Source organism: Streptomyces sp. NPDC048172 (assembly GCF_043202595.1).
Taxonomy (GTDB): domain Bacteria; phylum Actinomycetota; class Actinomycetes; order Streptomycetales; family Streptomycetaceae; genus Streptomyces.
Genome location: NZ_JBIDAT010000007.1, coordinates 184,885 through 206,139, shown reverse-complemented (window position 1 = coordinate 206,139; position 21,255 = coordinate 184,885). Strand labels below are relative to the sequence as shown.

The following is a 21,255-nucleotide window of genomic DNA, read 5'->3' as shown; positions in this document are numbered from 1 at the left end:
TCCTTGGCCGGTCGCGCAGTTCCCCGCGCCCCTTACGGGGCACTTTCACGCAGCCGCTCCACAGACTTCCGCATCAGTTTTGGGGTGATCTTGCTGTCCGGGCCGAGCACCGACATGTGGGCCACACCTGTCGTGCTCGGCCCGACGCGTGCCAGGGCGAGGTCCATGCTGATGCTCAGCCCGTCGGCGGGGCCGCCCTTGGCCTTGCCGGTGAGGCGCAGGGCCCCGCTCTCGTCGCCGAAGGCGGGCAGTGTCATGGGGGCGACGGTGAACGTCACCGAGCCGCCGCCGTCCTTCGAGGTGAAGCCCTCGCACCGCGAGCTGAGCCGCTTGAAGTCGCGCAGGGCCTTCTTCGCGCCGCCCTTCTCATAAGAGGCGACGCCGTTCGAGACGAACGGGCCCGAGTCCGACTTCTGGAAGTCCCGGTCGGCCTCCGCGTGCGCCTTGTCCCCGGAGAGGGTGTCGAGCAGCCCCTGACACTCCTTGTTGTCCGCGCCGAGGCCGCCCGCCTTGTCGCTCGCGCCCAGATCGGTCGCGGACCAGCCGGACGGGAAGTCCTCCTTGGTGAGCAGCGCCTTCTTCAGCTCCGTCTTGCTGAGTGCGCTCGAAGAGGGGGAAGAAGAGGGCGAGGGGCTGGACGAACTGGAGTCGCCGGACGACGAGGACCCGTCCCCGCACCCGGCGGTCAGTGCGAGGGCGAGGACGGCGAGGGCGGCGGGCGTACGGAGAGCAAGGGCGCGGGACATGGCGCCAGCCCACCAGCACCGGCGTACGCCCGCGAGCCGACGAGGGCCGGTCGGTCTACGGACGGTCCAGACGGAGCCGCTCCGCGCGCGGGAGCCCGGCGACGACCAAATCGTACGAATCCTCGATCAGATCGCGGACCATCCCGTCGGGGAGGGAGCCGTCGAGGGTGACCGTGTTCCAGTGGCGCTTGTTCAGGTGCCAGCCCGGGGCGATCGCCGCGTGGGCCTCGCGCAGCTGGACGGCGAGCTCGGGCTCGCACTTCAGGCTGACCCGCAGGGGGTCGGTGTCGAGCGCGGTGAAGGCGAAGATCTTGGCCTGCACCTTGAACGTGCACAGCTCCGCGTTACGGGGGAAGGGGAAGTCCTCCCACGCCCCGTTCAGGCCGAGGCAGTACGCCTTCAACTCGTCCGGGGTCACGGGGCCCTCACCTCAGCTCTCCTCGTCGTCCGTGGGCTCGGAGCGCACCGGCTCGACGAGCACCGTCACGATCCTGTTCCGCCGCCCCGCCGGGGCCTCCGCGGTCAGCCGCAGCGCGGTCAGGCTGGGGTCGAGGCGGTCCTCGGTCACGTCCACCGTCGTCGCCGCGCCCGCGATGGGGACCCGGCCCAGGGACTTCGCGAGGAGGCCGCCGACCGTCTCGACGTCCTCGTCGTCCAGCCCCGTCAGCCCGTACAGCTCGCCGAGGTCGCCGATGTCGAGGCGGGCCGTGACGCGGTAGCGGTCCTCGCCCAGGTCCTCGACGGGCGGCAGCTCGCGGTCGTACTCGTCGGTGATCTCGCCGACGATCTCCTCCAGGATGTCCTCGATCGTGACGATCCCGGCCGTGCCGCCGTACTCGTCGATGACGACCGCGACGTGGATACGGTCCTGCTGCATCTCGCGCAGCAGGTCGCCCGCGTTCTTGGTGTCGGGGACGAAGGTCGCGGGGCGCATCGCGGTCGAGACGAGCTCGGTCTCGGTGTCGCGGTTGATGTGGACCTTCCGCGCCAGGTCCTTGAGGTAGACGATGCCGACGACGTCGTCCTCGTTCTCCCCCACCACCGGGATGCGGGAGAAGCCGGAGCGCAGTGCCAGCGTCAGGCCCTGGCGGATGGTCTTGAACCGCTCGATGGTGATCAGGTCCGTGCGCGGCACCATCACCTCGCGCACCAGACGGTCGCCGAGCTGGAAGACGGAGTGGACCATCTTCCGTTCCTCGGCCTCGATCAGCGACTCGCGCTCGGCGAGGTCCACCATCGCGCGCAGCTCGGCCTCGCTCGCGAACGGGCCCTTGCGGAAGCCCTTGCCGGGCGTCAGCGCGTTGCCCAGCAGGATCAGGAGCTGGGGGACCGGGCCCAGGATGCGGGCCAGCGGCACCAGGACGTACGCCGCGGCCGTCGCCGTGTTCAGCGGGTGCTGGCGGCCGATGGTGCGGGGCGAGACGCCGATCGCGACGTACGAGACGAGGACCATCACGACGATCGCGACGGTCAGCGCCTCCCAGTTCTCCTTGAACGCCCGCAGACACGCGTACGTCACCAGGGACCCCGCCGCGACCTCGGCGGCGACGCGCAGCAGCAGCGCGAGGTTCAGATAGCGCGTCGGGTCGGCCGCGACGGCGGCCAGCTTGGCGCTGCCGCGCCGCCCCTGCCGTACGGCCTCCTCCGCGCGGTAGCTCGTCGTCCGGGCGAGGCCCGCCTCCGCGCAGGCGGCGAGCCACGCCACGACGACGAGCAGCACCCCCGAGGCGACGAGCTGGGCGGTCACCGAGCTCATGACGCCGCGCTCACGAGGTCGTGGTCGGGGCCGGGGAAGGCCCCTCCATGCCGCGCTCGGCGCGCCATCCGTCGACGATCGCGGCCTGGAGGCCGAACATCTCGGCCTTCTCCGCGGGCTCCTCGTGGTCGTACCCCAGCAGGTGCAGCACCCCGTGGACGGTGAGGAGCTGCATCTCCTCGTCCATGGAGTGCTGCGTCGGCGCCTCGGCGCCCTGCTTCTCCGCCACGTCGGGGCAGAGCACGATGTCCCCGAGGAGGCCCTGCGGAGGCTCCTCCTCGTCCCGCGACGGCGGCCGGAGCTCGTCCATCGGGAAGGACATCACGTCGGTGGGACCCGGCAGGTCCATCCACTGGATGTGCAGCCGCTCCATCGTGTCGGCGTCGACAACGATCACCGACAGCTCCGAGAGCGGGTGGATGCGCATCCGTGCCAGCGCGTAACGGGCGATGTCGAGGAGGGACTCCTCGTCGACCGTACGGCCGGATTCGTTGTTGACGTCGATCGACATGGTGCGGGTGGGTTACTTCCTGTGATCGTGGCCGTTGTCGTAACGGTCGTACGCGTCGACGATACGGCCGACCAGCTTGTGCCGGACGACATCCGTGCTGTCGAGCTGCGAGAAATGCACGTCCTCGACCCCCTCAAGGATCTCCTTGACCTGCCGCAGCCCGCTCTTCGTCCCGCCGGGAAGATCCACCTGAGTGACGTCACCCGTCACGACGATCTTCGACTCGAAGCCGAGCCGCGTCAGGAACATCTTCATCTGCTCGGGATTCGTGTTCTGCGCCTCGTCGAGAATGATGAACGCGTCATTAAGGGTGCGACCCCTCATGTATGCGAGGGGCGCCACCTCGATCGTCCCGGCGGCCATCAGCCTCGGGATCGAGTCCGGGTCCAGCATGTCGTGCAGCGCGTCGTAGAGCGGGCGCAGATACGGGTCGATCTTCTCGTAGAGCGTCCCGGGCAGGAAGCCGAGCCGCTCGCCCGCCTCCACCGCCGGACGCGTCAGGATGATCCGCGTGACCTGCTTCGCCTGGAGCGCCTGCACGGCCTTGGCCATGGCGAGATACGTCTTGCCGGTGCCGGCCGGGCCGATGCCGAAGACGACCGTGTGCTTGTCGATCGCGTCCACGTAACGCTTCTGGTTGAGCGTCTTGGGGCGGATCGTGCGGCCACGGTTCGACAGGATGTTCTGCGTGAGGACCTCGGCGGGCGTCTCCGGGGCGCCCGTGCCGTTCTCCTGCTCGCGGAGCATCGCGATGGAGCGCTCCACCGCGTCCTCCGTCATCGGCTGGCCGGTGCGCAGCACGAGCATCATCTCGTCGAACAGGCGCTGGACCAGCGCCACTTCGCGGGCATCGCCAGTGGCGCTGATCTCGTTCCCCCGGACATGGATGTCCGCCTTCGGGAACGCGCTCTCGATCACGCGCAGCAGGGAGTCACCGGAGCCCAGCACCGTCACCATCGGGTGCTTGGCGGGAACGGTGAAGCGGGCGGTCGTCTCAGGGGTGTTTCCCCGCCCGGATCCGTTCTGATTCTGGGTTGTCTGTGCCATGGGCGGCCTCTGGGGCCAGCTCATCTCCCTCGTCGCGCGAGCCTTCTCTGGACCTCAAGAGTACGACGGGGCACCGACAGCCCTCATGGAATTACCGGCCGCGTGCGGTGCGTGACCGGACGGTCACGATGAATGCCGTCCACGACTCCGGGGAGGCCGTGAGAGGGCTGATCCCCTTGTCCTTCGAGTCCCGCACGTGGACGGCCCGGGGGGCGACTGCGACCTCGACGCAGTTGTCGCCCTCGCTCCCGCTGTAGCTGCTCTTGAACCAGGACAGCCCTCTACTGGTGCTCATAGCGCTCCTCGCAACTGTTCCAGCAGGCTCACCGTAGCCCGGCAGTCCAGTGCTTGGGAACGCAGCCTTCCGTAGCGCTGCTGCAGCACGCTCACGTCTTTAGGGTCCGTGATCAGGTAGCTCGACCGATGCCCTTCGGTGTAGCCGAACCACTGGTTGTTCGGGCTCTCGGCGAGGTACAACTGCCCGTCGTGGCCCGCGTGATCCTCGTTGCGCAGCGGCATGATCTGGATCTCGACGTGGTTCCGACTGCCGACCTCCAACAGGTGGTCGATCACGCAACGGGTGACCTCGGAGCCTCCCATGTTGCGCTCCAGCAGGCACTGCTCCAGTACGAAGCTGAACGCTGTCCCGGAGCGTCGTTCCAGAAGCTCCTGACGCGCGAGCCGGGCTGTGACCTCACGTTGGATCTGTTCGTCCGAAACGGGGGGCAGCCGCCTCTCGAAGATCGCCCGAATATACGGCTCGGGCTGCAACAGCCCAGGAATCACCCGGCACTCGTACGCGTAGAGCGAGACCGCCTCCTCCTCGATCGTCGCCCACTCGTGGAACCACGAGGCCAGGCCCGCCTTCCGGGTGAGGCTCCGAAGGGCGACGTGGAGGACCTTTCCGGCCAGCGGGCCAAGTACCAGCGCCGCCCGTTCCGGCAGAACCCCCGGAGGGAACCGCTTGCCCTGTTCGATCTTGGCTACGTAGCCGGGGGAGTAGCGCACCCGTGGGGCGAACTCCTCCTGGGTGAGGTGCGCCTCTTCGCGGAGTGCTTTGAGGACCACGCCGAAGGTCTTGAGGCTGTCCGAGAGTTCGGGTTCACTCGCCATTGAGTCTGCCTTTCGCGCCGTTCCCCAACGCGACCATCGTTACGGGTGGTTACTCACCCAGTCCAGAGAGTCAACCCACCCAGTGTGAGTTGTATGGGTGCTGTGCCTGGAGAGGCGGAGGTCCGCTCGCGAAGGTTGGCCTCATGTCAGCACCACGGGCCGATGAGCCCGTCACCGTCCGTGTGTTCGTCCAGCGGTTCTCCGCGACCCGGCGCGGGGCACGGCTCGCGCGCAGACTGGCGGCCTGCCAGCTCGACGAGTGGGGAGTGCCGTTCGGCAGCGAGCTGTCGGAGAAGCTCGCGCTCGTCGTGGCCGAACTCGCCGCCAACGCCGTGCTGCACGGGCACGTGCCGGGGCGGGACTTCGAGGTGGTGCTGACACAAGAGGATGACGGCGGGGGCGTACGGATCGAGGTCTCGGACACCCATCCGGCGCTGCCCGTACGGGGCGAGGACGGGTACGGGCTGGCTCTCGTGGACGCGCTCGCGGAGAGCTGGGGCGTGGACGAGCGGGACGGACCCGGGAAGACGGTGTGGGCTGTCGTGACATGCTCACGGCTATGCCGTTGACGTTCTGGCGTACCGGATGGCGCGTGGGAGTGCGGGTCACCAAGCACGGGGATCGGGAGATAGAGCGGTTCGAGGGGGCGTTGATCCGGCTCGGGGTCACGCGGCCGGTGCCCCGGCGCGTGCGCGTACAGCTCCGGATCTGGGCCCGGCACCGGCGCCGCGCCGAGTGGGGGCGGACGATCCTGCTGTTCCAGGCGTGGGTCGTGCTCGGGGTCCTGCTCCAGCTGGCGCTGTCGACGTTCGACGACCGGCAGAACGCGGACGAGGGGCCGCCCTCGTCCACGGAGCAGCTGCTCGACGCCGTCGACCGGCTGCCCAGGGGCCTCGCGATCGCGGTGCTGCTGGTGCTGCTTGCCGTGTCGCTGGCGGTGGCCTTCGCCCTCGTCTTCATCGCCGTCGGGATGCTCGTCGTTCCTCTGCTGACGCTCTACGGCGTACCGGCGATGGACACGAGGTCCATCCACCCGGTGTCCCGCGCCCTGCCCGTGCTCGTGTTCGCCCGCGCGGTGGAGGCGTGCGCGGAGGCGCATCGCGTGGGCGGCGAGCGGCACTTGAAGGCGCGGCGCAAGGTGGGCGACCAGATGCAGGGCGTGGCGCGGACCCTGGCGCGGGCGCACTGGAAACGCGGCGCGGTGTCGATGCGCTCGCACCGGAGGGCCGAGCTGAAGCGGCACGCCGGGCGCGTGGTGGCCGTACTGCGCAGGGCGGAGGCCCGGCTCGACAGCGAGCCGCACGCCGCGCTCAGGGAGCTGGGGGAGCTGCTGCTCACGGTGGCCGAGCGGTACGCCGACGGGCGGGTGGGGGCGCTGCTGGACGAGGAGGAGCTGAGGGACGTCGAGCCCGTGCGCTCGTACGAGCTGGTGCGGCTGGCCCTCGCCGTCCTGCTGATCGGCGGGGGCGGCGCCGGGATCGCCCTGCTGGGCCTGCCGTCGGTCGTACAGCCGTACGCGCTGAGCGCCTGGGGACTGCTCGTGCTGCTCTTCGTCTACGGGCGGGGCGTACGGCCGGGGCCCGGCGAGCTGTGGGGCGGACTCAACGGGGCAGGCCGGTGAGGACGCCCCAGAGTCCGGCGGCCGTGAAGGCGGTGCCGACGAGGAGGGGGAGCGCGAGGCCCCAGAGGCGTTGCCGGGAGCCGTCGATCCGTGCCGTCTTCGGGGCGCCGGGGAGGTAGCGGACCGGGGCGCGTCCTCCCACGGGCAGGCCCGCGACCCCGGACACCTTCGCCTCGAACTCGTGCCGGATGCCCTGGGCGTCGGTGAAGCCGACCACCGCGAAGTAGCTGTTGCTCCCCTGGTGGCGCGAGACGCGGTGGCGGACCACCCGGCCCTCGGTGGTGACCCCCTCGCGCCGCAGGCGGCGCTGGTGCGCCTCCTCGCGGATGCCGACCGCGATGATGACGGGGCCCGTGAGCAGACACAGCACCAGCAGCCACATGGTCGCCCCTCCTGACGTTCTAGCCCGCGCGGAAGCCCAGCGTGGGGACGGCGCGGCGGGGCGGCGGGGCCGGGTCGCAGCCGGTGAGGAGGGTGTCCAGGAAGGCGTACGGGGAGCCCGTACCGGCGGGACCGGTGGGGCGCGCGGCACGCGCTCCGTGCCACCACTCGGCGATCTCCGCCCAGCTCGGGGCCGAGAGCGAGCCGCCGAACTCCTGGACCGAGAGCGAGGCCGTGAGGCCCGCGAAGGCGAGGCGGTCGGCCAGCGGCCAGCCCGCGAGGCTGCCGGTCACGAAGCCCGCCACGAAGACGTCGCCCGCGCCCGTCGTGTCCAGCGCCTCGACGGCGATCGCGGGGACGTCGGCGGTCTCGCCCGTACGCCCGTCGACCGCGTAGGCGCCCTCGGAGCCCATGGTGACGACGGCCAGCGGCACGTACTCGGTGAGCACGTGCGCGGCGGAGCGGGGGCAGTCGGTGCCGGTGTAGCGCATGGCCTCGACGGCGTTCGGGAGGAAGGCCTCGCAGTCGCCCAGCTCGGCGAGGGAGGACAGGTCCCAGCGGCCCGTCTCGTCCCAGCCCACGTCGGCGAAGATGCGGCTGCCGCGCCGGGCCGCCGCCGCGATCCACTCCTGCGGGCGGCCCGGGACGAGGGAGGAGACGCAGGCGCGCGCGGCGGGCGGGCACTCCGGGGCCTCCGGGTCGTACGCCGCCGCGTCCTTGGCGGGCGCCTCGTGGCCGTGGGAGATCATCGTGCGCTCGCCCTCGTACGCCATCGAGACGGTGACGGGGGAGTGCCAGCCCGGCACGGTGTGCGAGAGCGACAGGTCGATGCCCTCGCCGTGCTCCAGCGCGTCGTGGCAGTAGTCGCCGTACATGTCGTCGCCGAAGGCCGCAGCGAGGGAGGTGTGCAGGCCGAGGCGGGCCAGGGCCGTCGCCATGTTCGCGATGCCGCCCGGGCTCGATCCCATGCCCCGGGCCCAGGACTCCGTGCCGCGCACGGGGGCCGAGTCGAGCCCGGTGAAGATGATGTCCAGGAAGACCGTGCCCGTCAGGTAGACGTCCCACCGGGGGTCACCGGGCGCGCGGAGCTGCGCCAGCGGGTCGAACCGCTGCTCGTGGTGCTTGCGGGGGGCTCTTGAGCTGGGGGTCTTGCGCGTACTCAACGTGCTCTCCCTGTCGGGGTGCGGGCCGTACCGCGAGGTCGCCGCGAGGTCGGTGCCACTCCAGCGGTACGGCCGACCATAGTCGGTCGTGGGCCCGAGCCCCTCGGGAATCCGGTCTCCCCGTGAGGTACGTTCCGCCGTATGAGGCTGACGATTCTCGGCGGGGGCGGGTTCCGCGTTCCCCTGGTCCACCGCTCGCTGCTGGCCGAGGCCCGCGCCGGAACTCCCGGGCGCTGCACGGAACTCGTCCTGCACGACACGGACCGTGACCGGCTGGCCGTGATCGCGTCCGTACTGTCCGCACAGGCCGAGGGCGTGCCGGACGCGCCGACCGTACGGATCGCCGACGATCTGGACGACGCGCTGCGCGGTACGGACTTCGTCTTCTCCGCGATCCGCGTGGGCGGTACGGCAGGACGCGTACGGGACGAGCGGATCCCGCTCTCCGAGGGCGTGCTCGGCCAGGAGACGGTCGGCGCGGGCGGCGTCCTCTACGCGCTCCGTACGGTCCCCGTGGCCGTCCGTATCGCCGAACGGGTCCGTGCGCTCGCCCCCGACGCGTGGGTCATCAACTTCACGAACCCCGCCGGGATGGTGACCGAGGCCATGGCCCGCGTCCTGGGCGAGCGGGTCATCGGCATCTGCGACTCGCCGGTCGGCCTGGTGCGCCGTGCCGCGCGCGCGGCGGGCGCCGACCCGGACACCGTGTCGTACGACTACACGGGCCTCAACCACCTGGGCTGGCTCCGCTCCCTGCGGGACTCCACGGGGCGCGAACTGCTGCCGGGACTCCTGGCCGACACGGAAGCGCTGACCTCTTTTGAGGAGGGCAAGCTCTTCGGGGCCGAATGGCTGCGCGCGCTGGGCGAACTGCCCAACGAGTACCTGCACTACTACTACTTCCGGCGCGAGACGCTTGCCGCGGTCCGTACGGCGGAGTCGACGCGCGGGGAATTCCTCGACCAGCAGCAGGGCGACTTCTTCGCCCGTGCGACGGCCGGTTCCTCGGACGCGTACGCCCTGTGGGAGCGCACCCGTCTGGAGCGCGAGGAGACGTACATGGCGGAGAGCCGTGAGGCCACGGGGGGCTGGTCGCGCGACACCTGCGACCTCGACGGCGGCGGCTACGACCAGGTCGCCCTTGCCCTCATGCGGGCCATCGCCCGCGGGGAGCGGGCGCGGCTCGTGCTGAACGTACGCAACGGGACGACGGTCCCTTCGCTGGCGCCGGACGCGATCGTCGAGACGGTGTGCGACGTCGACGGGGCCGGGCCCCGCCCTCTCCCTGTCGCGCCCCTGGGCGAGGCGGAGCTAGGCCTGATGCTCCAGCTCAAGGCGGTCGAGTTGGCCGCCGTCGAAGCGGGCCTCTCCGGCTCCCACCGAGCGGCCCTCCGGGCCCTCGCCCTCCACCCCTTGGTCGACTCCCCAGCAGTGGCCGGGCGCATCTTGGAGCACGCCGGATACTGATCCGGGTACGGCCGCTGTTCCGACTGCCCTCTGCTCGGCCGCCGGGCAGAGGCTGCCCCTCGCTGTGCTTCGCGGGCTGCGGCTGCGAAGTGGCTGGCCGCGCAGTTCCCCGCGCCCCTAACGGGGCACGTCTGCCCCTCCCTCCCGCGAAGCTTGGGGGATCTGCGCTTCTCCCTCCGCTGTGCTTGGGAAGTCTGCGCAAGGCGCAGGGTTGGCAAGCGCAGCCCCCCCACGCCGGGTGCCCCGCGCAACGGGGCCGGGTTCGGGGTGCCCCGGGCTGTGGTTCGCGGGCTGCGAGTGCGTCGTGGCTTGGCGCGCAGTTCCCCGCGCCCCTGGAGGGGCAAGCCCAGAAGTCTTGAACCGGGCGCGCCCACGCGGCGGAGCCGCAAGGGGCAGGGCTTCTTACCAGCGTGGAACCTGGGGCGTGACCCAGTCCGGGTCCGCGACCCGCATCGCCGCCCCGTCGTCACGGTCCCGCATCGCACCGTACTCGGCGGACAGCCAGCGCTCGTGCAGGACCGTGAGCCTGTCGGGGTCCAGGGTGATGCCGAGGCCGGGTGCGTCGGAGACCGTGACGTGGCCGTCGTGGAAGGTGAGGCGGGTGGTCAGGACGTCCTCGGTCTGCCAGGGATAGTGGCTGTCGCAGGCGTAGTCGAGGTTGGGGACGGTCGCCGCGACGTGCGTCATCGCGGCCAGGCTGATGCCCAGGTGGGTGTTGGAGTGCATGGACAGCCCGACGCCGAACGTACGGCAGAGGGCCGCCAGTTCGCGTGTCGCGCGCAAGCCGCCCCAGTAGTGGTGGTCGCTGAGGACGACCTGGACGGCCCCCTGGAAGAAGGCCTCCGGTATCTCGCCGAACGTCGTCACGCACATGTTGGTCGCGAGCGGGATCCCCGCGGCGCGGGCGACCTCCGCCATCGCGGGGGTGCCGCTCGCGGGGTCCTCCAGGTACTGGAGCGTGCCGCGCAGCGCCTCGGCGACCTTGAGCGAGGTCGGCACCGACCAGGCGCCGTTGGGGTCCAGCCGCAGCGGGCAGCCGGGGAACGCCTCGGCGAGGGCGCGGACCGCCTCGACCTCGCGCTCCGGCTCGTAGACGCCGCCCTTGAGCTTGAACGAGGTGAAGCCGTGTTCGTCCGCGAGGCGCCGCGCCTGCCGGACGATGCCCGCCGGGTCGGTGGCCTCCTCCCAGTCGTCCGGCTCGCCCGCGCCGCCGGGGTGTTCCGCCCAGCGGTAGAAGAGGTAGGCGCTGAAGTCCACGCGGTCGCGGACCTTGCCGCCGAGCAGGGCGTGCACCGGCATCCCCGTCGCCTTGCCGAGCGCGTCCAGGCAGGCGACCTCGAAGCCGGAGGCGACGGAGAGCCGCAGCTTCTCCGCGGTCTGCACGCCCCGCAGCCCGCCGACGTCCACCCCGGTCTCGACGCGCCCCGCGTCCACGGAGACCTGACCGGCCAGCTTCATGAGGCCGTTCAGATCGCTGACCCGGCGCCCGGGGAGGGCGTCCGCGAACGGGCGGGCCAGCTCCAGGTACTTGGTGTCGCCGTAGGTCTCCCCGACGCCGGTGTGCCCGCCCGCCGTCTCCACCTCGACGATCAGCCTCGGGGTGTACGGCTGGTGCACGCCCTGGGTGTTGAGGAGCGGGGGGTCGGCGACGAGCACGGGCGTGAGCCGTACGTCGGTGATGGTCAGGTCCTTCGCGGACGTAGCAGACGTAGCGGACGTACGCATGCGGCGGCTCCCGGCTCACAGCTCTCAGCGCTCGTTTACGTATACGCACGGAGGTTATGGAGGTGAACGAGTGCGGGTCAAGGGTGCTACCGGCGCCGTCGGCCTTTACGGAACGTTGAATCTCCGCGCGTAGATGGGGGGTTGGCACCGGTGTTAGGTTCCCCGCGACCGCCATGCCCCTGCCAACCGAGGAGCCGCGCATGCGCCGCCCCCTGAGAACCGCCCTCCCCCTCGTCGCCGTCGCCGCCGTGGCCGGCAGTGCCTTCTTCGGCATCGGCCAGGCCACCGCCGAGCACTCCGTGCCCCGCAGCGACAAGGAGATCCCCAACCTCGACCAGGTCAAGGAGAAGATCGAGGCGTACTACGGGGACATCGAGACCGAGGACGGCGAGCACTACGCCTCGCCGAAGAGCAACTACGCCAAGCAGGTCCGGGGCATCGCCAAGGACGCGCGCCGCGACCTGGAGAAGGGGCTGGGGAAGTCCGCGAAGACGCACGGCAAGCCCGCGATCGTCCTCGACGTCGACGACACCACCCTGCTCACGTACAACTTCGAGCGCCGTATCGGCTACGACTTCGACCCGAAGGCCCAGGACGAGTACCTGCGGACGACCGACATGGACCCGGTCTTCGGCATGACGAAGCTGGTCAACTGGGCCCACAAGGAGGGGATCACGGTCTTCTTCCTCACGGGCCGCAAGGAGTACCAGCGCGACTGGAGCGTCCGGAACCTCAAGAAGGCCGGTTACGAGGTGCCCGTCAACAAGTCGCACTTCTACCTGAAGGACGAGAAGAACCCGCCCCCGTACCTGGAGTGCGGCGACGACTGCACGACCGTCGAGTACAAGTCGGGCACCCGTGCGCACATCGAGTCCCAGGGGTACGACATCCTCGCCAACTTCGGCGACCAGTACAGCGATCTGAAGGGCGGCCACGCCCAGCGCGAGGTCAAGCTCCCGAACCCCATGTACTACCTGCCCTGATCACCCTCCTTGAGCACCTTGGTGATCAGCGCCGACTGTGACTCGGTCAGCCGCGGATCGGCGCAGTAGGCGGTGTTGCCGTCCACGACGATCTCGTAGTGGAAGCCGTCGGGCACGCCCATCGGGCGCTGGCCCCGCCCCTGGACCAGGGAGTCGCGGGCCAGCGCGGCGAGCTCGGCGGCGTCCGCGCGGCCCGCCGTGTCGAGAGTGGCCCGGCGGGTGAGCCCGCCGAAGCCGCCTGTGCGAATGACCGTGATGTTCATGCGAGGCATCCTCTCTGTTGCCCTCTTCTCCGGGCTGGGGACGGGGTGCCCCTTTCCGTCCGTCGCAGGCCGCGCGGTTCGCTGTGGCTTGTCGCGCAGTTCCCCGCGCCCCTTAGCTCTCCTTCTCCGTGGGCGTCACGCCCACCTGGGACCAGGACTTGCGTACCGCCTCTGTCTCCTCGCCGCTCTCGCCGTAGCGGGACGCGGCGGCGTCGAGGGTGGCGCGGGCGAAGGCGGCGAAGTCCGAGTCCGGCTTCAGGGTGCCCCCGGTGAGCGTGTCGTACCAGATCTGGCCCGCGCGCTCCCAGGCGTGGCCGCCCAGCTCGGTGGCGAGCTGGTAGAAGGCGTGGTTGGGGATGCCGGAGTTGATGTGCACTCCGCCGTTGTCGCGGCCCGTGTGGACGTAGTCGTCCATGGTGGCGGGCTGCGGGTCCTTGCCGAGCACGTCGTCGTCGTACGCCGTCCCCGGCGCCTTCATCGAGCGCAGGGCCTCGCCCTCGACGCGGTCCGTGAAGAGCCCGGCGCCGATCAGCCAGTCGGCCTGCGCGGCGTCCTGCCCGAGCCCGTACTGCTTGATGAGCGAGCCGAAGACGTCGGACAGCGACTCGTTGAGCGCGCCGGACTGGCCGAAGTACTCCAGGTTGGCGGTGTACTGCGTGACGCCGTGCGTGAGCTCGTGGCCGATCACGTCGACGGGCAGCGTGAAGTCGCGGAAGATCTCCCCGTCCCCGTCGCCGAAGACCATGCGGTCGCCGTCCCAGAAGGCGTTCCCGTAGTTCTCGCCGTAGTGGACCGAGGCGTCGAGCGGCAGGCCGACGCCGTCGATCGAGAAGCGCTTGTAGACGGTCAGGTACAGCTCGAAGGTGGCGCCCAGGCCCGCGTAGGCGCGGTTGACCGTGGCGTCCTTGACCGGCTTGCTGCCCTCGGCGCGGACCTTCCTGCCGGGCAGGGTCTCCCTGTGCTTGACGTCGTAGATCGTCCGCTGCGGCTTCTTCTCGGCGGCCTCGTCCAGCGCCCTCGGCGTGGCGTGCACCATCCGCACCGTCGTGATGCGGCGCCGGGTGCGCTGGGCGGCGTCCTGCTCCAGGGTGCGGCGTGCCGGGTCCGCGAGGGCGGAGTCGGCGGACCGGGAGACGTGGTCGAGCACGTGCGGCGGGACGATCGTGCAGAAAACCGGGTGGGTGGCGTGTGCGCGGTATGCGGTCATAGCGCGCAATGTGGCACTACGTCATGGGTATGTCACTGCCCGCTGCCATGATTCGTAAGAAGGTGTGGCGTGGCGGGCCGCGTGCTGACCGGCGGACGATGCGTCGTATCGCATAGTGATACAGGACTGGCGTGCGGCACGGGCAGGGTTATGCTGGCCGGACCATGCGTTACGGGCTGCTTCTTCTTAGCTGCCGCGGCGAGGGTCTGTAGCCGAAAGGCCGACCCCCTCCCCGCGGAGTGCGGTGCTGTCCCCGTCGGCCCTTCGAAGCCCTGCGCGTTCCACCGCGCGCCACCTCTCAGGAGCCCTACGCATCATGACGTCCCATGCCTCCATCGGCCGTGCCACGCCCATCACCGCCTCCTCCGTACGGCAGAGCCCCTCGGGCATGCCCATCCACAAGTACGGGCGGTACGAGGCCGTCGACATCCCCGACCGCACCTGGCCCGGCAAGCGCATCACCCAGGCACCCCGGTGGCTGTCCACCGATCTGCGTGACGGGAACCAGGCGCTGATCGACCCGATGTCCCCCGCCCGCAAGCGCGAGATGTTCGACCTGCTGGTGCGGATGGGCTTCAAGGAGATCGAGGTCGGCTTCCCCTCCTCGGGCCAGACCGACTTCGACTTCGTGCGCTCGATCATCGAGGAGGGCGCGATCCCCGAGGACGTGACGATCTCCGTCCTGACCCAGGCCCGCGAGGAGCTGATCGAGCGGACCGTCGAGTCCCTGGTCGGCGCCCACCGCGCCACCGTCCACCTGTACAACGCGACGGCGCCCGTCTTCCGCGAGGTCGTCTTCCGGGGCAGCCGCGACGAGGTCAAGCAGATCGCCGTGGACGGCACCCGGCTGGTGCGGGAGTACGCGGAGAAGCTGCTCGACGACCGCACCGTCTTCGGCTACCAGTACAGCCCGGAGATCTTCACCGACACCGAGCTGGACTTCGCCCTGGAGGTCTGCGAGGCGGTCATGGACGTGTGGGAGCCGGAGGAGGGCCGGGAGATCATCCTGAACCTGCCCGCCACCGTCGAGCGCTCGACCCCCTCCACCCACGCCGACCGCTTCGAGTGGATGGGCCGCCACCTGTCGCGCCGCGAGCACGTCTGCCTCTCCGTCCACCCGCACAACGACCGGGGCACGGCCGTGGCCGCCGCTGAGCTGGCCGTGATGGCGGGCGCCGACCGCGTCGAGGGCTGCCTGTTCGGCCAGGGCGAGCGTACGGGCAACGTGGACCTGGTCACGCTGGGGATGAACCTGTTCAGCCAGGGCGTCGACCCGAAGATCGACTTCTCGGACATCGACGAGATCCGCCGCACCGCCGAGTACTGCAACCAGATGGAGATCCACCCCCGCCACCCCTACGCGGGCGACCTGGTCTACACGGCGTTCTCCGGCTCCCACCAGGACGCCATCAAGAAGGGCTTCGAGGCGATGGAGGCCCGCGCGGCCGAGGCCGGGAAGACCGTGGACGAGATCGAGTGGGCCGTTCCGTACCTGCCGATCGACCCGAAGGACGTCGGCCGCTCGTACGAGGCCGTCATCCGCGTCAACTCGCAGTCCGGCAAGGGCGGCATCGCCTACGTCCTCAAGGGCGAGCACAGCCTGGACCTGCCGCGCCGGATGCAGGTCGAGTTCTCGAAGATCATCCAGGAGAAGACGGACAGCGAGGGCGGCGAGGTCACGCCGACCGCCATCTGGTCCGCCTTCCAGGACGAGTACCTGCCCAACCCGGAGAACCCCTGGGGCCGCATCCAGGTCCGGAACGGCCAGACGACGACGGACAAGGACGGCGTCGACACGCTCACCGTCGAGGCCGACGTGGACGGCGAGCCCCGCACCCTGGCCGGTTCGGGCAACGGCCCGATCTCCGCGTTCTTCCACGCGCTGCAGGGCATCGGCATCGACGCCCGTCTCCTGGACTACCAGGAGCACACGATGAGCGAGGGCGCGTCCGCGCAGGCCGCGTCGTACATCGAGTGTGCGATCGACGGCAAGGTGCTGTGGGGGATCGGGATCGACCCCAACACGACGCGTGCCTCGCTGAAGGCGGTCGTCTCCGCCGTGAACCGCGCTTCGCGCTAGCGCTGATCAGGGGCTGCCCCTGCCGGCGCCTTCGCAGGCTGCGACTGCGTCGTGGTTGCTCGCGCAGTTCCCCGCGCCCCTGACGGGGCGCTCCGAGGAGCGCCCCTTACCTCTAGGGGCGCGGGGAACTGCGCGACAAGCCACCGCGTACCCGCAGCCTGCGACGCACGGGCAGGGGCAGCCCCTACTCAGCGGCGCGGCGGAGTTCCAGCATGTGGAGGCCGTCCCGGATGCGGACCGTGCGGTCCAGCCGGAGACCGGCGGACGCGGCGAGGGAGGCGTACTCCTCCCTCGTACGCTCACCGCTGCCGAACACGGCATACATGTGGAGGTCGAACGCCGCCTCGTGGTCGTCGAGGTCCGCCGTGACGAGCCGTTCCACCAGGACGACCCGGCGGTCGCCCACCGCCTCCGCGACGCGCCGCAGGATCGCCGTGGCCTCCGCGTCGGGCCAGTCGTGCAGGACCTGGGCCAGCAGATAGACGTCACCGTCGTCCGGCAGCGCCTCGAAGAAGCTCTGCGAGGCGATGCGGACCCGGTCCGCGACACCGCGTTCCGCGAACTGAACCTGAGCGGTTCGCGCTGTCGTCGGCAATTCCACGAGCGTGCCCCGCACGCCCGGGCACGCCTCCAGGAGCCGCCCGAGGAACGCGCCGGTGCCGCCGCCCACGTCGACGACGTGCTCGTCGCTCAGCGCGAGCCGCCGTACGACGGCCGGGGTCCACTGCGCAGCCCAGCGGTCCAGCACCGCGTCGAACGTACGGCCGAGGCGCTCGTCCGTCGCCAGCTCGTCCCAGAACGTGTGGCCGCGCGCGTGCGGGAAGCCCGCCTCGCCCGTGCGGACGGCGTGCAGCAGGCCCGGCCAGGCGCCGTGCAGCCGCGCGTGGCCCGCGCGTTCGTCGAGGTGCTCGTGGGCGTGGTCCTCCATGAGGATCGCGCCCGCGGGCAGCACCCGTACGGTGTCGTCGGCGTCGAGGGCGAACAGCTCCTCGTGGGCCAGGAGGCGCAGCAGCCTGCGGACGCCCCCGGGGTCGGCGCCCGCGGCGGCGGCGAGCGCGGGGACGGTGGTGTGTCCGTCGGTGACCAGTTCGGCGAGGTCCAGGGAGACCGCAGCGCGCACCGCGTACGGGACGCTCAGGTCGCTGAGGTGGCGCAGCTTGTGCAGGGCCTGGCCCATCTCGCGCTGGGACTGCCCGGCGCGCCAGTAGCCCGCGATGTCGGTGTGCCCGGCGGGGACCTCCTTGTCGTGCTTGAGCCAGCGGCGCAGCGGGCGGAGCATCCCGCTCTCGCCCGCCGCCCAGGCGTACACCTGTCCGTCGCGCCACGGTGCGGCCTCGACCGCGGCCATGAGCGCGCCGGGGCCCGCGGTGTCGCGGTGCACCCAGGTGAGGTGGAGGTCGGCGGCGTGGTCGAAGGTCTGTTCCTCGGACGCGGAGGGGACGGTCACGACGGCCGTCACGGGGGTCCCGGCCGGGAGTTCCTCGATACGGCGGGCGATGGCGGGCAGCGCGGTCTCGTCGCCGACGAGGAAGTACCAGTCGATGTCCGTCGGCAGGACGGTCGTGCCGCGCGGACCCGCGACGTGCACCCGGTCGCCGGGGAGGGCGCGTTCGGCCCAGTCGGCGGCGAGCCCGCCGCTGTGCCGGACGAAGTCCAGCTCCAGGCGCCGGGCCTCGGGGTCGTAGCGGCGCGGGGTGTAGTCGCGGGCGCGGCCGAGGGCCTCGGGGTGCCAGTCGAGGTGGCCGTCGTTCTGGGCGGGGACGGGCACGTCGGGGGCGCCGTCGAGGAGGACGAGCTTGACGTGGTCGTCGGCGTTCTCGGTGCGGAACGGTTCGATCTCGTAGCCGTTGTTGCGGAAGGCGCCGAGCTGGTCGCCGGTGAGCACGACGCGGCGCATCAGGGGCGTGACGTCGAACGCCTCGGCGACCTCCAGCTCGCGCAGGACGATCGGGAACGACTTGTTCTCGCGGCCGGCCATCAGCTCTTCCCTCCCGCGGGCTTGTACTTCTCCGCGGCCTTCTTGAGGTCCTCGACCTGGCGGTCGCCCGCGGGGAAGGTGTAGATGGTGCCGGCGGTGACGGGGAAGACGTTGCCCGCCTTCGCGGCCGGGAGCCGTTTGAACGACTCCGATTCGAGGACCTTGTCCATGTCGGGGGTCGTCTTCCCGTAGAGGTCGACGGAGTAGAAGACCATGTCGGCGTCGGCGAGCTTGGGGATGTTCTCGCTCGACAGCTCCTCGACGTAGCGCTTGGGCTTGTCGGTGTAGGTGCCGAGGTAGCCGAAGCCCGCCGCGTCGAGGCGCTTCCAGGCGAGGGACTTCTTGGTGGAGACCCAGGTCGAGCCCGCCGAGGCGCTGAGGTGGACGGCCTTGGCGCCCCGCGTCTTCTTGCCGTAGCGGCGTTCGACGGCGGCGAGGCTCTTGTCGAGCGCGGCGTTCCGCTTGTTGAAGTCCGTGGACCTGCCGAGGACGTCGGCGAGCTTGGGGTAGTTCTTCCAGACGTCCGGCGGCTCCTTGATCTTGAAGATCACGGTGGGCGCGATGTCCTGGAGCTCCTTGTAGTCGATGCTCAGGCCGCCGTTGTCCATCCCGACGATCAGGTCGGGCTTCGCCTCCATGACCTTCTCGACGTCCACGCCCTCGAACGTGCCGACTGTGGGCACGTTCTTCACCTTCGCGAAGGTCTTGCCGCCCAGCTCCTCCTTGAGGAATTCGCCCTCCAGGGCGGCCACGGGGCGGACGCCCATGTCGGCCAGCTCGGTGCCGGTGCGCCAGAGCGCGACGACGCGCTTCGGCTTCTTCGGTACGTCCTGCACGGTGCCGTTCAGGGTGTCCTTCACGGTGCGCGTGCCGCCGGACTTGGCGTCTCCGGAGCCGGAGCCCGAACCGGAGTCCGAGGCGGAGTCCGAGCCGCCGCATCCCGCCAGGGCGAACAGGGCGCCAGCTGTGACGGCGGCGAGCGCCGTGCGTCTGCCGCCTCCGCCACCTCCGATGATCCTCACGATGTCTCCTTCAGGTGGTGCCAAGTGATGCAGGTGATGCAAGGGGTGCGAGTGCCATGCGATCACGACTTAGGTTAGGCTAACCTACGTGAGATCGAGAAGGGCTTCCCCGGTGCTGCGACCGCCCCTCGCCGCCGGGCTGTTGACGGCCGGGCTGGCGCTCGCGGTGCTGCTCAGCCTCGCGTTCGGCAGCAACACCATCCCGTTCGGCGAGGTCTGGGGCGCGCTCTTCGCGCACGTCGACTCCGACAACGCGACGGTGATCACCTCGCAGCGCCTGCCGCGTACGCTCCTCGGGCTCGCCGTCGGCCTCGCGCTCGGCATGGCGGGCGCGCTGATGCAGGGCCACACCCGCAACCCCCTCGCGGACCCCGGCCTGTTCGGGGTCAACGCGGGCGCGGCCTTCGCCGTCGCCTGCCTCGTCTACGGCGTCGGCGTCGAGTCCGACACCGCCCTCGTCGCCGCCGCCCTGCTGGGCGCCGGAGCCGTCGCCACGCTCATCGCGCTGTTCGGGCTGCGCGGGCTGAGCAGGGGCGCGCTCGTCATGCTCGCCGTCGCCGGGACCGCGCTCAGCGCCCTGCTCACCGCGCTGACGACCGCGCTGGTGCTGCTCGACAAGCGGACGCTCGACGTCATGCGGTTCTGGCAGGTCGGCGCGCTCGCCGACCGCGACTACGGGCTTGCCGTGCTCGTCGTCCCGCTGCTCGCCCTCGGCTGCGTGCTCGCGCTCGCCAACGCCTTCTCGCTCAACTCCCTCGGCCTGGGCGCCGACGTGGCCGCCTCGCTCGGCACCCGCGTACGCCGCAGCCGCGTCACCGGCATCGTCGCCATCACCCTGCTCGCCGGGCCCGCGACGGCCGTGTGCGGGCCCATCGCCTTCCTCGGGCTCGTCGCCCCGCACGCGGCCCGCTACCTCGCCCGGCACGACCAGCGCTGGCTGGTCCCGCTCGCCGGGCTCTGCGGCGCCGTCGTCCTGCTCCTCGCGGACACGGCGGGACGCGTCAGCGCCCGCCCCGGCGAACTCCAGGCGGGCATCGTCATGGCCGTCGTCGGAGCGCCCGTCCTCCTCGCGCTCACCCGGCGCAGGAAGCTGGTGGCGCTGTGAGCGCGCGTACGCGACTTCCCGCCGGGATACGGCTCGGGCCCGTCGGACTCGCCGTCCGCCCCCGCGCGTTGGCGGCCACCGCCGTCCTCACCGCCGCGCTGCTCGGCGCGGTCGCGCTCGGGCTCTTCACCGGCAGCCTCGCGATGCCGGCGGACCGCGTCCTGGCGGCCCTCGCCGGGAGCGGCACCCGGATCGAGAACCTCGTCGTCATCGACCACCGGCTCTCCAGAACCCTGGCGGCCGTGCTCGTCGGCTTCGCGCTCGGCTGCTCCGGCGGGCTCACCCAGTCCGTCACCCGCAATCCGCTCGCCAGCCCCGACATCCTCGGCGTCACCTCGGGCGCCGGGTTCTTCGCCGTGCTGCTCGCGACCCGGCCCGAGGTGGCCTCCAGGGTCGGGGACGGGCCCGCCGCCGAGGTGCTCGCGCCCGCCGCGCTGCTGGGCGGCCTCGTCACCACCGGCTGCGTCCTCGCGCTCTCCTGGCGCTCGGGCTTCGACGGGCTGCGCCTGGTCCTGGTCGGGCTGAGCGTCAACGCGCTGGCGCTCGCCGGGACCTCCTGGCTGCTGACCCGGGCCGAACTGGAGGAGGCCCAGGTCGCCACCCGCTGGCTCACCGGCTCCCTCGCGGGCGTACGGATGCCGGACGTGGCGCTCATGGGGCCGCTCGTGCTGCTCGGGATCCTGGCCTGCCTGCGCGTCTCCCGCGACCTGGGCGCGCTGCGGCTGGGCCGCGACGTCGCGCCCGTGCTCGGCACGCGCCCGGCGCGCACCGAGGCGTGGGCGCTGCTGACCGCCGTGCTGCTGGTGGCGGGGGCCACGGCGGTCGCGGGCCCGATCGCGTTCGTGGCGTTCGTCGCGCCCCAGGCCGCGATGCGCCTCTTCCGTACGGCGGGGCCGCCCCCGCTGGCGGGCGGGCTCGCGGGCGCGTTCCTGGTGCTGGGTGCCGACCTCGTCGCGCAGTGGCTGCCCGCCGAACTGCCCGTCGGCATCCCGACGGCCGTCATCGGCGCCCCGTACCTCCTGTTCCTGTTGAACCACCACCGGCGGAGAACCAGTGCCTGAGCCGACGAGCCCCGCGAGCCCCGTGA

At 71.2% G+C, this 21,255-nt stretch carries 21 protein-coding genes; 7 read left to right on the top strand and 14 right to left on the bottom strand.

Annotated features, from left to right (window positions below):
- Nucleotides 1–32: 32 nt before the first annotated feature.
- From ACGF3A_RS30415 to ACGF3A_RS30385, 7 genes are all read right to left on the bottom strand, one after another.
- Nucleotides 33–746: a hypothetical protein gene (locus ACGF3A_RS30415; protein ID WP_393733592.1), complete on the bottom strand. Its 714-nt coding sequence runs from the start codon at nt 744–746 to the stop codon at nt 33–35.
- A 55-nt stretch (nt 747–801) separates the two neighbouring features.
- Nucleotides 802–1,164, bottom strand: coding sequence for an MmcQ/YjbR family DNA-binding protein (locus ACGF3A_RS30410; RefSeq protein WP_393733591.1), 363 nt, complete (start codon nt 1,162–1,164; stop codon nt 802–804).
- A 12-nt stretch (nt 1,165–1,176) separates the two neighbouring features.
- Nucleotides 1,177–2,493, bottom strand: a complete 1,317-nt coding sequence (locus ACGF3A_RS30405; protein WP_393733845.1) for a hemolysin family protein — start codon at nt 2,491–2,493, stop codon at nt 1,177–1,179.
- A 19-nt stretch (nt 2,494–2,512) separates the two neighbouring features.
- Nucleotides 2,513–3,013 (bottom strand): rRNA maturation RNase YbeY, encoded by a 501-nt coding sequence (gene ybeY, locus ACGF3A_RS30400; RefSeq protein WP_393733590.1) that lies wholly within the window; start codon nt 3,011–3,013, stop codon nt 2,513–2,515.
- A 12-nt stretch (nt 3,014–3,025) separates the two neighbouring features.
- Nucleotides 3,026–4,060, bottom strand: coding sequence for a PhoH family protein (locus tag ACGF3A_RS30395; protein WP_393733589.1), 1,035 nt, complete (start codon nt 4,058–4,060; stop codon nt 3,026–3,028).
- A gap of 91 nt (nt 4,061–4,151) precedes the next feature.
- Nucleotides 4,152–4,355 (bottom strand): DUF397 domain-containing protein, encoded by a 204-nt coding sequence (locus ACGF3A_RS30390; RefSeq protein ID WP_393733588.1) that lies wholly within the window; start codon nt 4,353–4,355, stop codon nt 4,152–4,154.
- Nucleotides 4,352–5,173 carry a helix-turn-helix domain-containing protein gene (locus ACGF3A_RS30385; RefSeq protein WP_393733587.1) on the bottom strand — a complete coding sequence of 274 codons (822 nt, stop codon included), beginning with the start codon at nt 5,171–5,173 and terminating at the stop codon, nt 4,352–4,354. Before ACGF3A_RS30385 ends, ACGF3A_RS30390 begins: the two co-directional genes overlap by 4 nt.
- Nucleotides 5,174–5,316: 143 nt before the next feature.
- Here ACGF3A_RS30385 and ACGF3A_RS30380 point away from each other — a divergent pair, with 143 nt between their 5' ends.
- Both ACGF3A_RS30380 and ACGF3A_RS30375 read left to right on the top strand, forming a co-directional pair.
- Entirely contained in the window at nt 5,317–5,742 is a 426-nt protein-coding gene (locus ACGF3A_RS30380) for an ATP-binding protein (RefSeq protein WP_393733586.1), read from the top strand.
- Nucleotides 5,733–6,794 (top strand): hypothetical protein, encoded by a 1,062-nt coding sequence (locus ACGF3A_RS30375; protein ID WP_393733585.1) that lies wholly within the window; start codon nt 5,733–5,735, stop codon nt 6,792–6,794. The genes ACGF3A_RS30380 and ACGF3A_RS30375 overlap by 10 nt, the downstream gene beginning before the upstream one ends.
- Here the strand turns inward: ACGF3A_RS30375 and ACGF3A_RS30370 are convergent.
- Together ACGF3A_RS30370 and ACGF3A_RS30365 are read right to left on the bottom strand one after the other, a co-directional pair.
- Nucleotides 6,775–7,176: a DUF3592 domain-containing protein gene (locus ACGF3A_RS30370; protein ID WP_393733584.1), complete on the bottom strand. Its 402-nt coding sequence runs from the start codon at nt 7,174–7,176 to the stop codon at nt 6,775–6,777. The two genes, ACGF3A_RS30375 and ACGF3A_RS30370, sit on opposite strands and share 20 nt — an antisense overlap.
- Nucleotides 7,177–7,195: 19 nt before the next feature.
- Complete coding sequence (locus ACGF3A_RS30365; RefSeq protein WP_393733583.1) at nt 7,196–8,338, bottom strand: carbohydrate kinase family protein; 1,143 nt, start codon at nt 8,336–8,338, stop codon at nt 7,196–7,198.
- A 141-nt stretch (nt 8,339–8,479) separates the two neighbouring features.
- Here ACGF3A_RS30365 and ACGF3A_RS30360 point away from each other — a divergent pair, with 141 nt between their 5' ends.
- Nucleotides 8,480–9,805: a 6-phospho-beta-glucosidase gene (locus tag ACGF3A_RS30360; protein WP_393733582.1), complete on the top strand. Its 1,326-nt coding sequence runs from the start codon at nt 8,480–8,482 to the stop codon at nt 9,803–9,805.
- Between the two features lie 402 nt (nt 9,806–10,207).
- On the opposite strand, the gene ACGF3A_RS30355 is transcribed toward ACGF3A_RS30360, so the two are convergent.
- The gene (locus ACGF3A_RS30355; RefSeq protein ID WP_393733581.1) at nt 10,208–11,530 is read right to left on the bottom strand and encodes a glucarate dehydratase family protein; all 1,323 of its coding nucleotides are present in this window, start codon (nt 11,528–11,530) and stop codon (nt 10,208–10,210) included.
- Nucleotides 11,531–11,730: 200 nt separating this feature from the next.
- Between ACGF3A_RS30355 and ACGF3A_RS30350 the strand changes: the two genes are divergently transcribed.
- Nucleotides 11,731–12,513, top strand: a complete 783-nt coding sequence (locus ACGF3A_RS30350; protein ID WP_393733580.1) for an HAD family acid phosphatase — start codon at nt 11,731–11,733, stop codon at nt 12,511–12,513.
- On the opposite strand, the gene ACGF3A_RS30345 is transcribed toward ACGF3A_RS30350, so the two are convergent.
- Both ACGF3A_RS30345 and ACGF3A_RS30340 read right to left on the bottom strand, forming a co-directional pair.
- Nucleotides 12,501–12,776, bottom strand: coding sequence for a protealysin inhibitor emfourin (locus tag ACGF3A_RS30345; protein ID WP_393733579.1), 276 nt, complete (start codon nt 12,774–12,776; stop codon nt 12,501–12,503). The genes ACGF3A_RS30350 and ACGF3A_RS30345 overlap by 13 nt on opposite strands.
- A gap of 112 nt (nt 12,777–12,888) precedes the next feature.
- On the bottom strand, nt 12,889–13,983 hold the full coding sequence (locus ACGF3A_RS30340; protein ID WP_393733578.1) for a M4 family metallopeptidase: 1,095 nt from the start codon (nt 13,981–13,983) through the stop codon (nt 12,889–12,891).
- Nucleotides 13,984–14,299: 316 nt separating this feature from the next.
- On the opposite strand from ACGF3A_RS30340, the gene leuA reads away from it, so the two are divergent.
- Nucleotides 14,300–16,063 (top strand): 2-isopropylmalate synthase, encoded by a 1,764-nt coding sequence (gene leuA, locus ACGF3A_RS30335; RefSeq protein WP_393733577.1) that lies wholly within the window; start codon nt 14,300–14,302, stop codon nt 16,061–16,063.
- A gap of 184 nt (nt 16,064–16,247) precedes the next feature.
- Here leuA and ACGF3A_RS30330 read toward each other — a convergent pair whose 3' ends face one another.
- Entirely contained in the window at nt 16,248–18,041 is a 1,794-nt protein-coding gene (locus ACGF3A_RS30330; RefSeq protein WP_393733576.1) for an SIP domain-containing protein, read from the bottom strand.
- Nucleotides 18,041–19,063 (bottom strand): ABC transporter substrate-binding protein, encoded by a 1,023-nt coding sequence (locus ACGF3A_RS30325; RefSeq protein ID WP_393733575.1) that lies wholly within the window; start codon nt 19,061–19,063, stop codon nt 18,041–18,043. Before ACGF3A_RS30325 ends, ACGF3A_RS30330 begins: the two co-directional genes overlap by 1 nt.
- 112 nt (nt 19,064–19,175) lie before the next feature.
- Here ACGF3A_RS30325 and ACGF3A_RS30320 point away from each other — a divergent pair, with 112 nt between their 5' ends.
- Nucleotides 19,176–20,168 carry a FecCD family ABC transporter permease gene (locus tag ACGF3A_RS30320; protein ID WP_393733574.1) on the top strand — a complete coding sequence of 331 codons (993 nt, stop codon included), beginning with the start codon at nt 19,176–19,178 and terminating at the stop codon, nt 20,166–20,168.
- Entirely contained in the window at nt 20,165–21,229 is a 1,065-nt protein-coding gene (locus ACGF3A_RS30315) for a FecCD family ABC transporter permease (protein WP_393733573.1), read from the top strand. The genes ACGF3A_RS30320 and ACGF3A_RS30315 overlap by 4 nt, the downstream gene beginning before the upstream one ends.
- The last annotated feature ends 26 nt before the right edge of the window (nt 21,230–21,255 follow it).